This is a genomic window from Polaribacter filamentus, from assembly GCF_002943715.1.
Lineage (GTDB): Bacteria > Bacteroidota > Bacteroidia > Flavobacteriales > Flavobacteriaceae > Polaribacter > Polaribacter filamentus.
Genome location: NZ_MQUA01000013.1, coordinates 2,011,994 through 2,028,711, shown reverse-complemented (window position 1 = coordinate 2,028,711; position 16,718 = coordinate 2,011,994). Strand labels below are relative to the sequence as shown.

Sequence of the window (16,718 nt, the reverse complement as noted above, 5' to 3'; positions counted from 1 at the left end):
TAATTTATCAAAATCACAAAATATTTCTTTTTCTTGCAAAGATTATTTGTTATTAATCTTTTGGTAATTTGTTATTAATCAGTAATTAATATTATAATTTACTTTAGCTATAAATTAAATTTAAATTATGGAGCTTATTCAAATACAAAAAAGCACACTGATAGGTGTATTCTTTCTTATAGCAAGCTTTATGGCTTCAGCTCAAAATGATATCATAGGAAAATTAATTACGGGATATCAAGGCTGGTTTGCATGTGATAATGGTGATTCACCTGAAAATAAATGGGTGCATTGGGGAATGGGTTCTAATATTCCTGAAGCAGGAAATTTAAGTTTTGAGCTTTATCCAGATATGCGTGAATATGCCAATAAGCATCCCACTGGTTTTGCTAATTTGGGTAACGGAGAGCCGGCAACCTTGTTTGGATCCTATGATACCCAAACAGTGGATACGCATGTGAGATGGATGAAAGAGTATGGTATAGACTGTATAGCGCTTCAGCGTTTTGGTAGTGCGCTTGGTAGCAGCAAAAAAAAGGCGCATAAAGATGGTATCGCCACTAAAATAAAGAATGCGGCAGAAACCTACGGGCGTAAGTTTTATATGATGTATGATATTTCGGATTGGACAAACTTCCAGAGTGAAATAAAAACAGATTGGAGTAATACTATTAACGGCAGTTTAAACTTACTAGCACCTCCAGCCTATGCTAAACAAAATAATAAACCTGTGGTTTGTTTATGGGGAGTGGGGTCTAATCGCAGACCAGGGGACGTGACATCATGGAAAGACGTTGTAAACTGGTTTAAAAGTCAAGGGTGTTATGTTATTGTTGGAGGTGATAAGAATTGGCGAACTAATGTACCAAATAGACCAGCTTTTGAAGCGGCAGACATGATTTCGCCTTGGCATGTGGGTACGTTTAATGCAAGCAGTATCAATAATTGGGGCGAAAAAATAGAGGAAGATATACAGTATTGTATCGATAAAGGCATCGATTATATGCCTGTGTTGTTCCCCGGTTTTTCTTGGTCAAATTGGAAACCTGATTATGAAAACAGGCCGAATCATCTTCCTCGAATACATGGCAACTTCATGTGGGAACAGTTTTATATCGCTAAATCTAAATTTAATACTAAAAATTTGACTGCTAGTGTTTATGTAGCCATGTTTGATGAGTTTGATGAAGGTACTGCAATAGCTAAAGCTGGCGAAGATGCTTCTATGGTACCAACAGATCAATATTTCTTAACGCTAGACGCTGAAGGTGTGCACTGTTCTTCAGATTTTTATTTAAGACTTACGGGCGATGGTGCAAAAATGATAAAAGGGCGAACTCCTTTGGTGCAAAATCATCCAACACCGCATACCATTCCAATTTATGATAATGGGTATTTTCTTGATGATTGCGATGCATTTGAAGGGTGGAATAGCAAAGCGAGTCTTAATAGTGCTGATAAAAAACAAGGTAGTGCGGGTCTGGAATATACAGGAACAAGTAGTGCGGAGTTTTCTAAATCCTTTAGTACAGTGTATAATCATGAAGCATCCGTTGAAAATGGAGTGCTTAAGTTTTGGTATTATGTATCTGATGTGTCTAAGTTTACTTCAAGCGGTCAGGTAGAAATAGGTAGTGCTGGGGCCTCTGACAGCAGCGAATATAATTGGAAAATGATAGGTTTAGAAAATGGCTGGAATGAAATCAGTTTAAAAATAAGCGATGCTGGCACTACAGGAGGAACCCTAGACTTAAATGCTATAAACTGGTTTCGTATTTATAATGGTAAAACAGGTACAGTAACCACAAAGGTTGATGGTATTTATATAAGCGATGGCGGCAGTATTCCTGCGGAATCATTTGTGCTTCAGGCAGAGGATGTATTGTATAGCGGTGCTTTGGTTTCAAGTGATAATCCAGGGTATAATGGAACAGGTTTTGTTGAATTCCAAAATGCATCAGGAGATTATATTGAATGGGTTGTGAATGTAGCAAAGGCAGGGCGTTATAATTTGACTTTTAAGTATGCGCTAGCTACTGGAAATAGCCCGTTAGAAATGGAAGTAAACGGTGCTACAGAAATGGAATCTTTGAGCTTTTCAGCAACTGGTGACTGGGCGCAGTGGGAAACGGTTGGCATTACTAATCAGGCTTTAAATGCAGGGATTAATACGGTTAGGCTTACGACTGTGGGTTCAGGCGGCGCTAATATTGATGAACTTGTTGTGGAATATATATCAACGCTTTCTATCCCAGATAACTTAGATATTGAAACCAATCAGGTATTCTCAATCCGAAGCTATCCAAATCCTTTTAGTTCAGAAACAACCATCGCTTATCAACTTACAGAAAGCTCTAATGTTACTATCGATATCTATAACATATATGGACAAAAAGTAATGAGCATGTCCAATAATGAACAGCAATCGACGGGGGAACATTCTAAAATATGGAAACCTACGGATTCAGGTAAAATTTCAAGTGGTGTTTACATTTGTAATATTCAGGTTACGAATGCTAATGGCACAGAAAAAAAGAGCCATAAATTAAACTTTATCAGGTAATTGATTAAGAATTCCCTATTTCTTATATTTAGATATGGGGGAGTTTTTTCAAAATAAAAACCGACCAAATAAATATATTTTATCAATCGTTAAAATTAAGTTTATAAAAAGACTTAAAAGAAGACTTGGTAAACTTCTCCTGTAAATCCATACAAAAAATAAACTTTTTTTCATATTAAGTGTTTATTAATCGAATATTAAAAAATAGGTGCTTTTTTTAATTCTTTATTAACTGTATGTGCTTAATTTGTAGTTAAATGAACTAAATACTGAGAATACTGAGAATACTGAGAATACTGAGAATACTGAGAATACTGAGAATACTGAGAATACTGAGAATACTGAGAATACTGAGAATACTGAGAATACTGAGAATGTTCTTTTTATTACAGAAACAGCCATCACTATAATGGGAAAAAGAAAGCGTCTAAACCAAACTAAGAAATAACAAAAACTAATTAAATTATGAAAAATTTCGGACGACGCAGAAACATGATTTCAGGAATAATGTTTCTTGTAATAGCTTGTATATCAACATCTGGTTGGTGTTCCAAAATCGTATACCCATGGCGATCCACAACGGCTATTGTAAAAACGGGGGAAACTTTTGAGGTCTGGTTTGATGCCGACAACGGGCAAACGGTAAATTCCATTGAACTCAAAGGGCCTTACAACACAGTAGGGACAACGTTTAGTGTTGTGACTGGCGATTGGGAATACGATCCATTATCTGGAAATAGATATAATACACGATTAAAGGTAACCGTTCCAGCTTCAGCGCCAGCAGATCGTTATGACTTGATTTTAAAAACCACCAATGGTGATGCGCTGTCTTCAGGGGCGGTCAAAGTAGTACATCAGTTTAAGAACGATTATTATATCATGCATTTCTCTGATGGGCACTTTTATCAAAACGGTCATGATACCAATACGCTGATGGCTAGAAAAACGGCCATGATCGATATAGCAAATATCATGGACTGCGAAATCATTATCGAAACAGGTGATAATATGTACAACGTTAGAAACCATCCAGAACGGGAAGATGAATATTTTTTAGGTATTGAAAGTGATGGTATTAAAGGAATGTCAAATGCCAATGCCGCCACGTTTTTGGTGCCGGGAGATCATGATGCTCATACAGCCAATGACTGGCCACAAGCTACGGTGAAAGTAAATTCAAATTTTTTTAATGATTATTGGGGTTTACAGAACCACAGTTTCAAGTATGGTAACGGTAGATTCATGATGCTTAACAATGCTTGGGGTGTTTCAAAAACTAGTGGTAAAGATCATCAATACCAAACCGATGATGCTATTTCATGGCTTGATGGTGTTGGCTCTGGAGGAAATTTTTTTTTAACAGCAGGGCATGTTTATGATAAAATGCATGAGTTTATAAACGCTGAAGAGCCGTTGGACTTGGTGTTAGCTGGAGATAAACATCATGTAAGAAATGATAATCCGTTTCCATTTGATGACAACAGTGTTGAAATTGCCTATATAGCGGCGTCTATCAGAGATCATTTTGAATATAATCTGTTTAAAGTCAATAATGCTAAGGGAACTTATATTCCTGTATCAGGTCCTACCAGTGTTGTGAGCGTATTAAAAAGTGGCAATCAGGATGATCGTTCTACATGGGAATCCAATCTTACCATAGCATACCAATCGGCTAATGACGGGTCAGTATCTGTAAATTCTGCAACATTGGTAAATCACTATAATTTTTCCATCGAAGGAGCAAAAGTTCGATTTGTAGTACCAAAAGGATTGGCATATCGAGTAATTAATGGTATCATAACTCAGGAGTTTGATGGCGATGCATTTCATATTGTTGATGTCCGTGTTGATTTGGGAGCTAATAGTACCACTGTAGTGGCTATTGAAACAGGCGATCTTTGTCCTGATGACCCCGATAAAGAAACACTAGGCTTATGTGGTTGTGGAGTAGCCGAAGGAACTTGTCCACCTTTAACACTTACTGTCAATAGCGGAAGTGGCGATGGCGATTTTTTGCCTTTTGAGCAGGTAATTATCATAGCAGATACAGCTCCTAAGGGTCAAGAATTTGATACATGGGTTATTAATTCAGGTAGCCCATCCATTGCATTCCCCGTAAAACATTCAACAACTATGACCGTAGGCTCTGAGCCTGCTGAAATAACGGCGACTTATAAAGATTTACCTAAAGTAAATGGTGCTACTTTTGTATCTCAACAAATACCTGCTTTATTACAAGGAGAAACGGTAACGGTAAGTTTTACCATGAAAAATACAGGTACTAAAATATGGACTAAAGATAATCATTATTTGGGAAGCCAAAGCCCTCAAGACAATGAAATTTGGGGTTGAACCGTGTTGGATTAGATGAAGGTGAAAGTGTTTTGCCCAATGCTGAAAAAACATTCACTTTTGATATTACCGTTCCCCTAGAAGCCGGTACTTATATTTTTCAATGGAAGATGCTTGAAGCTAGTGTTGAATGGTTTGGGGGATTGTCAGACATTCGATCTTTTTCATTTGGCAGTTCAGGTGAATATTTGGACGATTGTGATTTTAAAACGGACTGGAACCCTGGGGGTTTAATTCTTACTGGCTCGAACAAAGTACAAGGAACAGCGGCGTTGGAATTTGTGGGCTCTGGTACAGATGAATATAAAAAAGTATTCACAACGCCTTATAATGCACAAGGAACAGAATCAGGAACCGTATTGCAATTTTGGTACTATGTGTCGGATCCCTCAAAGTTTCAATCATCAAACCAAGTGGAAATTAGTAGTTCAGGAGGGCCAGATACCAATGAGTACGATTGGAATTTAGGCAATGACTTGCAAGTTGGATGGAATCTTATACAATTGAACACCAAAGATGCGGGTAAAACTGGGAACCCAGATTTAAATGCCATCAATTGGTTCAGGCTTTATAGAAAAAAGAACGCCTCCGTAACAACACGCATTGATGCCATTCAACTTATAGGCGAAAATGGGTTGTCGGTTGATGATTTTGATACTCGAAAATCTTTCAATATATATCCCAATCCAGCAGATATGAAGGTTCTTGTTAATTTTAGATTATCAAAATCATCAACGGTTGGTTTAACTCTTTTAAACGTTTCTGGGCAAGTTGTTTCGCAACTTACAGAAAAAAAAGAGTTGAATCCAGGAAACCACAAATTTGAAATACCTCTAGAAGACATAAGTGCAGGGGTGTATTTTATGAAAATAACTATTGATAATGCTGTGTCCATAAAAAAAATAGTATTAAAATAGCAGATAACTAATTTTCAGGGTTGTTAAATAAACGCAAAGCGTTGGCTATTTTGATACTAAAAACCAACTAAAACCAAACCAAATAATAATTATTAATAATGAGAAGTTTAAAAGCGCATAGACAGATTTCTACAGGAATTATGTTTCTATTAATAGCGAGTCTTTCATTTTCTGGCTGGTGCCAGCAAATTGTTAAACCATGGCGATCTTCAACCGAAATTGTTAAGGCAGGTGATACTTTTGAAATTTGGTTTAATGCCAACAGTGGTCAAAACGTTAATGACATTGAGCTGATTGGGCCTTATAATAAAGTGATTCCAACGTTTACCGTTTTAAACCAAACATGGATTTACGATCAATGGTCCGAAAGCACATGTAATCAAAAAATAACAGTTACCGTGCCAGTAAATGCTCCAGCAGATCGTTATGGCCTAGTGCTGAAGACATCGCAAGGTGATGTAACTTCACTAGCTTCTGTGAAAATCATCAAAGAATATAAAAAGAAGTTTTATGTCTTGCATATCTCAGATGTGCACCGGTGGCAAACCAGAAATCCTGAAGGAAATTTTTCAATACCAGAAATATCAGCCGTCATTGATGTCGCCAATATTATTGATCCAGAAATGGTTATTGAAACGGGGGATAATCATTACCCAAACAATTCTGGTGTGAGTGATGATAGTCCAAAAAGCACTAAAAACAGGATCATTGATTATATGAACGGCACCTCAGAATATAAAGGGATGAATGATTTTCACGCCGCTGTTTATACCATACCTGGAAATCATGATACACCAAACAAAAGTTATTATCTTGAGTCTGGATATGATGCTAATAACCTGAGCGGCCCTTGGATAAAAACCATAACAAAGGACTATTGGAACAAGAATTACGGCATACAGACTCATAATTTTAAATATGGCAACACTAGGTTTATGGGAATCAATAATTCTTGGTGTCCTGATGGTGGATCTGGTCATGCACCAAACAACACACCCAATTATCTATGGCAAATTAATGACGCTATTAGTTGGTTGGATGACAGCAATGTAGGAGCTGGTAAATTACGTGTTTCTTTTTATCATGTGCCTCAAGAGGGGGTTCCTCAATTTTATAATAGACTTAAAGACCACAATAGTGATTATACATCAAGGTTGGTTCTTGCAGGGCATATTCACCGTACTAGTACGAACCCTTATACTTATGGTGAAGCTAAAATCTTTACTGTAGAAACTGCTCGGGATGGTCAAAAGTTATCACCTTTTAATTTATACCAAATTGATGATGAAACGGGAACTTGGACTCCTGTTGGGAATAGCAGAGCGGCACATGAAGCTATAGAAAGCAAAAGAGATTATGATGCTCAAAAGATAAAGATGAATTACTCGAAATTAAATAATGGTGGTTCAAATAATAACTCTGTAAGTATTATTAATAAATTCACATTTAATATTGAAGACGCTCGTGTTCGTTTTGTAATGCCTAAAGGCGATGACTATGTGGTAAATATAGGGTCTATTACCCAACAGTTTGACGGCGATGATTATCGCATAGTGGATGTTAAGGTTGACTTGTATGCCAATAGCATCTCTATTGTTAATATTTTTCCTGTTTCTGGAACATATAATGCTGCAACGTTTTTATCTCAAAGTGTTCCTGATTTGTTACAAGGAGAAACCGCAGCAGTTAGTGTTACTGTGAAAAATACTGGTACAACAACCTGGACAAGTGGTGATTATTTTTTAGGAAGTCAGAATCCTCAAGATAACAACAATTGGGGAATTACTCAGGTACCTCTGGGTAATGGTGAAATTATATTGCCAAATGAAGAAAAAACCTTTTCTTTTAATGTCAATGTTCCAGATGAAGATGGTACATTTTATTTCCAATGGCAAATGCTTCAAAAAAATTTAGAATGGTTTGGAACTCGATCTGATAGTAAAGCTTACGTTTTTGGAGATGCTAGTGAGTTTCTAGATGATTGTGACTCAAAAATAGATTGGAATCCTGGTTTGTTAAGCCTTACAACAACCAATAAAGTACAAGGAACAGGGGCATTGGAATTTGTAGGTTCTGATACAGATGAATATAAGAAAGTGTTTTTCCCCGCTTATGATGCACATGGAACGAAGGCTGGAACCGTATTGCAATTTTGGTATTATGTGTCAGATCCATCACAATTGTTATCATCAAACCAAGTAGAAATAAGTAGTTCTGGAGGACCAGATGTTAATGAGTATAATTGGAGCTTAAGCAATAGTTTAAGTTTAGGATGGAACTTTATTGAACTTAACACTAAAGACGCAGGCAAGATTGGCAATCCAGATTTAAGTGCCATTAATTGGTTTCGTCTTTACAGGGTTAAATCAGGTAGCGTTACAACGCGTATTGATGCTATTCAGTTAATAGGAGAAAACGGTTTGTCAATAGATGAGTTTGATAATAGGAAGTCATTTAATATATATCCAAATCCAGCAGATACAGAGCTTTTTGTTGATTTTACGCTTTCAAAATCATTAACGGCTAGTCTGTCTCTTATAAATATTTTAGGGCAAACAGTTTCACAACCTATTAATGAGCAAAATTTGAGTCCAGGGAATCACAAACTAGAAATTTCAATTGAAAATTTAAATTCAGGAATATATTTTGTAAGTGTAAAAATGGATGATAGAGTGTTTACAAAAAAAATAGTAATAGAATAACAATTTAGAAAAATACAGATTTGGTTTTTAATATGGACTTTATTAAAAACTAAAGAAATAACGAATTTGAAACAGTTTTTATGAATTTTATTAAAATAATAATAAGTGGGTTAATAATGATTTATATCATAACACCTTTAACAGGACAGGAGCAAAAAATAAATTATGAGGATCCAGAAATAATAGGAAGGCTTAAGTATAGTCCTATAAACGAAACTAGTGGTATGGGACTGTCCTATAAAACAGATAATGCCATTTGGGTACACAATGATTCTGGCGACGGACCTAATATTTACCTTATTGATACCGATGGAAATTTATTAAATAGAGGTGCTGTACAAGGTGCTTCGTCAGCAGATTGGGAAGATTTGTCAACCTTTGAACTAAATGGTAAATCCTATATAATTATTGGAGAATTTGGTGATAATGGAAGAAGTAGGAGTGGTTACAAATTATATATCATTGAAGAGCCTGCTTATGATCCAAATCAAATTTCTGGTCACTCTTATCCAATATTAAGAACCATTAATTATCAATATGACAATGGTAAACAAAATTGTGAATCAGTGGGTGTTGATGTTACTACTGGGAAGATTATTCTATTTAGCAAGTCACATGATAATGAAATTAGATATGTGTATGAGCTACCACTTTCAGTAGAACCAGGAACAGTAAATTTAACAGCAAACAAAATAGCTTCATTGCGAAGTGATGATGCTACTGCCATGGATATTTCAAAAGATGGGCATAGAGCCATTGTGTTAACGTATAAAGATTTTGCCTATGAGTTTATACGTGAAGAAAATGAAACATGGGAGCAAGCGTTTAACAAAGGCGAATATTTTGATGAACCTAATGGGTATAAACTGCCATACCGAACAATTGATATGCCTCTTGATAGAGCAGGAGAAGAATCTATTTGCTATGGAAAAAATAGCAAAGACCTTTACACCATGCGAGAAGGTGTTGGAGCAGAAATTTATTTCTTGAAAGGCTTTTATGAAGAAAATCCTAATTCGCCAAATAAGGCAGCGTTTAGTGCCATGACTGAAATTCCAAAAATTATGGGGAAAGGAGAAAATGCTACAGTTAGTATTACCATGAAAAATATAGGAACCTCAACATGGACTAAAGACGAATTATTTAAACTTGGAAGTGTAGATGATAATGGTCATTTAGGACTTATCAGAGTGGAGTTAACAGATGTGGATGCCATTGCTCCAAACCAAGAAAAAACATTTACATTTGAAATTACTGGCCCTAATACGCCTGGCGCATACAATTTTCATTGGAGAATGGTTAAAGATAACGTGGAGTGGTTTGGAGAAAGAACCCCTAAACAAAAAATAGTGGTATTATCTTCTAATGAGTATTTGGATGACTGTGATGCCAAAACAGACTGGAATCCCGGAAGCTTGCTTTTAAATACTATGGATATAGTGCAGGGAACAGCAGCTTTAGAGTTTGCAGGTTCTACTGAGCAAGAATATTACAAAGTATTTTCGCAACCTTATAATGCACAAGGAACACCTTCAGAAACCGTATTGCAATTTTGGTATTATGTTGAAGATCCTTCAATGTTTGATTCTGCAAATCAGGTTGAAATTAGTAGTTCAGGAGGACCAGATGTAAATGAGTATAGTTGGTCCTTAAGTAATTTAAAATCAGGTTGGAATTTTATTCAATTGCCTGTAAGTAGTGCTTCAAGAATTGGAAGCCCTAATTTGAATGCTATTAACTGGTTTAGGTTATACAGATTCAAAAATGGAACAACCACAACACGTGTTGATGCTATTCAGTTAATTGGAGAAAACGCCTTATCAATAGATGATTTTGACAATAGAAAATCTTTTAATATATATCCTAATCCAGTAGATACCAAGTTTTTTGTTGATTTTACATTATTAGGATCATCAACAGTAAGCATGACGCTTATGAATAGTATGGGTCAAATAGTTTCGGAACCTATTAAAAGACAACATATGAATCATGGAAATCATAAACTAGAGATTCTTGCAGGAACTTTAAATTCAGGGATTTATTTTGCGAATATAAAAATTGACGGTACCGTGTTAACAAAAAAAGTATTGATAGAATAGAAGAGGTTTAATTAGTTCATTATTTGAAAATTACAAATATTTTAGATGAAAGATAATCAACCCTAAAAGGTTTCAAAAACCTTGTAGGATGAAAACAAATACTTTAGTTAGTGTTATTCACTTTTTTTATATTGAACTTATCTTATAATAATCAGACGTTAACTAGTTTTTTTATACAATGTTGAGTTAAACTAAACTTGAAAAAGTAACAGCTTACTCACGTTTGTAATAGGTGGTTTTTATGATAATTAATAAAAGAAAAAACAATGAAAATAGTATTTAAAAAAATCAATAAACAACTTGTAGGTATCTGTATATTACTATGCCTGTCCGTATTTCAAACAACAATTTGTCAAGCACAAAAGAAAAATCTTTTGTTTATAATAACCGACCAGCAACGTTATGATGCCATGAGTATTGCGGGGAATACAGTGCTTCAAACCCCTAATCTTGATCGTTTGGCGCATCAAGGTGCGTATTTTAAAAACGCATATACGCCAATGGCTGTTTGTGGCCCTACCCGTTCATCCATTCTTACGGGTTCTACGGTTGAACATACTGGGGTTAATACAAACGACAAAACATATGACTATCAAGAAGCTGGTTTGATGACCATGCCCACTTTTGATGAGATATTATCTGATAATGGGTATCATTGTGAGTATTACGGAAAATGGCATGCGCTCTCTTCTCATGCCGATGTTTATCAAAATCCTGTTCAGGAGGCAAATAACGGCAGATCAGTTTTTGGCTCTGGAGGGCAAACTCATATTTGGAGGGATGACCTTAGCACATTGGGAGCAATACCCGTACCAGGAAATGGTCAATTTATAGATGGCATGTCAAGATGGCCTTATCTAGCCGATCCTTTGGATAAATATTATGGGATGACATATCAGCAACTACAAGATCAGAGCCTAAAACATATTGAACCCGATCAACACGGTAAACTGCTAATGGATAATGAATACACCATGACGGCTTTTCAAGGAAAACAAACGCTTGAAGCCATTGAAAGGCTTAAAGATGAAACCTTCAGTATTACTTGTTCTTTCCATTTTCCACATTCGCCCATGGTACTTCCGGAGCCTTATTACAGCATGTATCCAACAGCCGACATGGTGGTTCCTACAAGTATTTCAGACAACATGCAAAATTCACCTTATTTACAATCTAATAGTAGGTTAAATAATACGGAATATGCAGATCCTAACAAAATTAAATACATGATTTCCAACTATTATGGTCTCATAACAGAAGTTGATGAATGGGTTGGGAAAATTTTAGATAAGCTTGATGAACTGGATTTAACAGATGATACACTAATTATTTTTACAAGTGACCACGGCGAGATGTTGGGATCTCATGGAATGCGCGAAAAAAATGTATTTTATGAAGAGTCCGCTCATATACCTTTGTTGATGCGTTTTCCGGGCGTTATAGAAGCAGGAAAAACAGTTGAAGGCTATACGTCTTTAGTTGATTTATTTCCTACTATTTTGGATTATCTTGAAGTTCCAGAGCATGCCTCAGAAGGAACAAGCCTTCGTGGACTGATAGAAGGCACAGATCAGGAGCATGGTCAATATGTGGTTACCGAGTGGAACACAAGAGGCGATAGAGATCCAAACTATATGATTGTTAAAGATGGTTGGAAACTTTTAATTCCATTTACAATTACTTCAACGGTAATCAATGCCATGTATGATTTGAATACCGATCCATTTGAAATGAATAATTTATTAGGTAATAATCCCGATCGAGCTTTGCATCAGGATAAAGCAGAAGAATTACGTACACATCTTGCAGAGTGGTTAGAAAAGAATAATTCAATACATAGTTATAGTGTTCAAAACAGAGATTTATTGAATGGTGGTAAGGCAACAGGTAATAATGCATCTTTTGTTTCTCAGTTAGTACCCATAATGGAAGCTGGTAATACTGTGATAGTAAGTATTACTATGAAAAATACAGGGACAACTACATGGACCAAAGAGGGTAATTTTAAATTAGGAAGCCAGAGTCCTGAAGATAATATCATATGGGGGCTGGATCGTGTAAACTTAAGTGTTGATGAAGGTATTGCCCCAAATGAAGAAAAAACCTTTACTTTCGAAATAGTAGTGCCCAATTCAGATGGTATATATAATTTCCAATGGCAAATGATTCAAGACGGAGAGGAATGGTTTGGCAGTAAATCAGCTATTCGGCAGATGACACTTGGAGACCCTGGAAGCTATCTAGATGTTTGTGATGACAAAACAGATTGGAAATCGTCAACAGGTTTGCTATTAAATACAACAGACAACCAACAAGGAACGGGATGTATTGAATTTACAGCAAGTAGCACTGAGGAATTTAAAAAAGTGTTTTCAACACCTTATGATGCCCATGGTACTGAATCCGGAACGGTATTACAGTTTTGGTATTACGTATCAGACCCATCGCAGTTTCAATCATCAAACCAAGTGGAAATAGGCAGTTCTGGAAGGCCGGATGCTAACGAATACAATTGGAACTTAGGTAGTAGTTTAAGTGCTGGCTGGAATTTTATACAGTTAGATACTAAAGATGCAGGTAAAATTGGTAATCCAGATTTGAGTGCCATCAATTGGTTCAGGCTTTATAGAAAAAAGGACGGAATGGTAACCACACGTATTGATGCTATCCAGCTTTTAGGAGAAAATGGCTTATCGGTTAATGAATTTGACAGTCAAAAATCTTTTCATATATATCCTAATCCAGCAGATACAAAGATTAATATTGATTTTACATTATCAAAATCATCAACAGTAAGTATGACACTTATGAATATCATGGGACAGATAGTTTCGCAACCTATTGATAAGCAAATTGTCAATCCTGGAAACCATAAACTTGAGGTAGATTTACAAACTTTAAATTCAGGAATCTACTTTATTAATACAAAGATTAGTAGTACAGTTTTTACAAAAAAATTGCTAATAAAATAAAAGAGCCAGCAAATTATGAGAAGAGTATTAATGATTTTAATAGTGTTTTGTGTCATATTAAAAGGAAAGGCACAAGTAATAGATGCCACAACACTAAATAATAAAATTATGGCAGGTTACCAAGGGTGGTTTAATGCTCCTGATGATGGTAATGAGCATGGATGGATTCATTGGTCTCGCGGTCAAAAACCTAGTGCTGATAATATTACTTTCGATATGTGGCCAGATTTAAGGGAGCTTGATGCCGATGAATTGTTTTCAACCAATTTTAATTATGAAGATGGGTCTAATGCAGGGCTTTATAGTGCCTCTACAACTAAAACAGTTGATCGTCATGTAAAATGGATGAAAGATTACGGTATTGATGGTGTTTTTGTGCAGCGTTTTATAAGTTCGGCGAAAGCCAGAAGGGAACAAAGAGATCAGGTGTTGCATAATGTACGTTTAGGAGCCGAAGCACATGGTCGTGTTTTTGCAAATATGTATGACATGTCTGGTGGAGACCCAGTCACTTTTGTTCAGGATGTTATTAATGACTGGATACATTTGGTTGATGATATAAAGGTTTTAGAAAGTCCTAATTACTTGCATCATGAAGGCCGCCCATTGCTTTCATTGTGGGGTGTTAATGTTGGTGGAAGTTATGGCACACTTACAGCTGCACATTGGGCAGAATTAGTACAATGGTTTACAGTAGATGCTCCCGAAAAATATAAGGTAACCCTAAAAGCAGGCGTTGGTAATGGTTGGAGGCAAGATTCAAATGACTGGCAGGCAGTATATGATGCTTTTGAGGTTATAAGTCCTTGGGCTCCTGGAAGGTATAGAGATAATAATAGTGCGGATATTTATAGGGACACTTATTTTCAAGCCGATTTAGATGATACTGCAAGTAGAGGTATGGAATATATGCCTGTTGTTTTTCCAGGTTTTTCTTGGAAGAATTTAAAAGGAGAAGACAATGCTTTGAACTCTATTCCAAGAAATGGCGGGGAATTTTTATGGCGTCAAATGTATAATGCTATTGATGCTGGTTGTAAAATGGTTTATGTAGCTATGTTTGATGAGGTTGATGAAGGAACAGCCATATTTAAAATTACCGAAAATTTTAGTCAAACACCAACAACTGGCGAGTTTGTTACTCTAGATTATGATGGTATAGACTTACCTAGTGATTGGTATTTGAAATTAACAGGAGAAGCATCCAAAATGTTACGAGGTGATATCAGTTTAACTGACCAAATACCTATAAGTCCGTACCCTAATAGTTCACGGTTTGTTACTCTAGATTTACCAACAATTATAGCCTCAGGAGCTACAACTTTAGTTAGTATTACCATAAAGAATACGGGTACAACTAGTTGGACAAAAGCTGAAGGTTATAAACTTGGAAGCGTAGATCCTGAAAATAATATAATCTGGGGAACAAACCGTGTAGAATTAGAAAATGGAGAGACCATAACTCCGGGCTCAAGTAAAATATTCACTTTTAATATTACTGTACCTGTTTTAGCTAATACATATCGGTTTCAATGGAAAATGATACAAGAAGGAGCGGGTTGGTTTGGAGAAAAGTCTAAACATAGATTAGTTACTGTTGGAAATTCATCAAAGTTTTTAGATGATTGTGATGTTATAACAGCTTGGAATTCATCGGGAAATCTAAGTTTAAATAATACAGAGAAAAAACAGGGGACTAATTGTCTTCAATATACTGGCGTTAACACTAGTGAATTTCAAAAAGTGTTTTCTAAGCCATATAATTCTGGTATTCCTGAAGAAGATGCGGTTTTACAGTTTTGGTATTATACATCAGATGCCTTAAAAATGGGATCATCAAATCAGGTAGAAATAGGAAGTAGTGGTACTAATGATCAGAATGAGTATAATTGGTCTTTAAAAAATTTGAATACAGGTTGGAATCTTATAACGTTAAGAGTAAGTGATGCTGGAAAGATAGGAGAACCAAATTTAAATGCAATTAACTGGTTTCGCCTATATAACAGTAAGTCGGGTTCCGTTTTAACTCGAATTGATGAAATACAAATCTTGGATTATAATGCCAGCGTACCTAAATATGAATTGGTAGTAAACAATGGTACAGGAGATGGCTTCTATATTGATCATACTACAGTTGAAATTTTAGCAGATCAACCGGCTGATGGTTATGCTTTTAAAGAATGGGTAGTAAATGCAGGAGACCCTATAATAACAAAAAAATACTCGTCAAACTCTCAAGTGATTACAACGTCCTCAGATGTAACAATCACGGCTACATATAAAGAGTTGGGCTTATACTTAGATGACTGCGATAATTTAAGCGATTGGAATTCGTCTTCAAGTATAAATTTAAATAGTACGGATAACAAAGAAGGTGTTAGTTGTATAGAATTTATAGGGAGTGTGACCGATGAATTTAAAAAAGTATTTACAAACCCTTATGATGCTAAAGGAACCGAATCTGGTACTGTATTACAATTTTGGTATTACGTCTCAGATCCTTCGCAATTACAATCCAATAATCAATTAGAAATAGGAAGTTCAGGTGGGCCAGATAATAACGAATATAATTGGAACTTAGGTAATAATTTAAATGCTGGTTGGAATTTTATTAAACTTTACACTAAAAATGCCGGAAAAATGGGTAATCCAGATTTAAGTGCCATTAATTGGTTTAGGCTTTATAGAAAAAAGAACGGTTTGGTAACAACACGTATTGATGCCATTCAACTTATTGGCGAAAGTGTGCTGTCAGTAAATGATTTTGATAGTCAAATATCTTTTAATTTATATCCTAATCCGGCAGATGCAGAAGTCTATATTGATTTTACATTATCAAAATCATCAAATGTAAGTATAACGCTTATGAATATGTTGGGGCAAACCGTGTCACAACCTATTAATAAACAACATAAGCACCCTGGGAACCAGTATCTAGAAATTCCTTTACAGATGTTAAATTCAGGAATTTACTTTGTGAACATAAAAATTGATGATGTTCTATTCACAAAAAAACTGTTAGTAAAATAAAATTTTCTAGAATAGTACGCCTTTAAAAACCTGCTTTATAGTTGCTTTTGTAGTGGGGTATTTAGACGTAACGAATATGC

7 protein-coding genes are annotated in these 16,718 nt (G+C 35.7%); all 7 read left to right on the top strand.

Going from position 1 to position 16,718, the window contains the following annotated elements; genetic code table 11:
* The first annotated feature begins 190 nt into the window (after positions 1-190).
* The 7 genes from BST83_RS11420 (at position 191) to BST83_RS11385 (ending at position 16,638) form a co-directional block, all read left to right on the top strand.
* Complete coding sequence (locus BST83_RS11420) at positions 191-2,563, top strand: CBM35 domain-containing protein (protein WP_205853576.1); 2,373 nt, start codon at positions 191-193, stop codon at positions 2,561-2,563.
* 465 nt (positions 2,564-3,028) lie between these two features.
* Complete coding sequence (locus tag BST83_RS11410; RefSeq protein ID WP_146092156.1) at positions 3,029-4,918, top strand: metallophosphoesterase family protein; 1,890 nt, start codon at positions 3,029-3,031, stop codon at positions 4,916-4,918.
* Positions 4,909-5,835: a T9SS type A sorting domain-containing protein gene (locus BST83_RS11405; protein WP_146092155.1), complete on the top strand. Its 927-nt coding sequence runs from the start codon at positions 4,909-4,911 to the stop codon at positions 5,833-5,835. The genes BST83_RS11410 and BST83_RS11405 overlap by 10 nt, the downstream gene beginning before the upstream one ends.
* Positions 5,836-5,933: 98 nt before the next feature.
* Positions 5,934-8,537: a T9SS type A sorting domain-containing protein gene (locus tag BST83_RS11400; RefSeq protein ID WP_104809899.1), complete on the top strand. Its 2,604-nt coding sequence runs from the start codon at positions 5,934-5,936 to the stop codon at positions 8,535-8,537.
* 116 nt (positions 8,538-8,653) lie between these two features.
* Positions 8,654-10,636, top strand: a complete 1,983-nt coding sequence (locus BST83_RS11395; RefSeq protein WP_205853575.1) for a T9SS type A sorting domain-containing protein — start codon at positions 8,654-8,656, stop codon at positions 10,634-10,636.
* A 266-nt stretch (positions 10,637-10,902) separates the two neighbouring features.
* Entirely contained in the window at positions 10,903-13,608 is a 2,706-nt protein-coding gene (locus BST83_RS11390; protein ID WP_104809897.1) for a sulfatase-like hydrolase/transferase, read from the top strand.
* Between the two features lie 15 nt (positions 13,609-13,623).
* Positions 13,624-16,638: a T9SS type A sorting domain-containing protein gene (locus BST83_RS11385; RefSeq protein ID WP_104809896.1), complete on the top strand. Its 3,015-nt coding sequence runs from the start codon at positions 13,624-13,626 to the stop codon at positions 16,636-16,638.
* The last annotated feature ends 80 nt before the right edge of the window (positions 16,639-16,718 follow it).

What these genes read in the sequence shown, in the direction of transcription:
- BST83_RS11390 (WP_104809897.1), top strand. Translation starts at nt 10,903, where the DNA reads ATGAAAATAGTATTTAAAAAAATCAATAAACAACTTGTAGGTATCTGT.
- BST83_RS11400 (WP_104809899.1), top strand. Translation starts at nt 5,934, where the DNA reads ATGAGAAGTTTAAAAGCGCATAGACAGATTTCTACAGGAATTATGTTT.
- BST83_RS11385 (WP_104809896.1), top strand. Translation starts at nt 13,624, where the DNA reads ATGAGAAGAGTATTAATGATTTTAATAGTGTTTTGTGTCATATTAAAA.
- BST83_RS11395 (WP_205853575.1), top strand. Translation starts at nt 8,654, where the DNA reads ATGATTTATATCATAACACCTTTAACAGGACAGGAGCAAAAAATAAAT.
- BST83_RS11410 (WP_146092156.1), top strand. Translation starts at nt 3,029, where the DNA reads ATGAAAAATTTCGGACGACGCAGAAACATGATTTCAGGAATAATGTTT.
- BST83_RS11420 (WP_205853576.1), top strand. Translation starts at nt 191, where the DNA reads ATGGCTTCAGCTCAAAATGATATCATAGGAAAATTAATTACGGGATAT.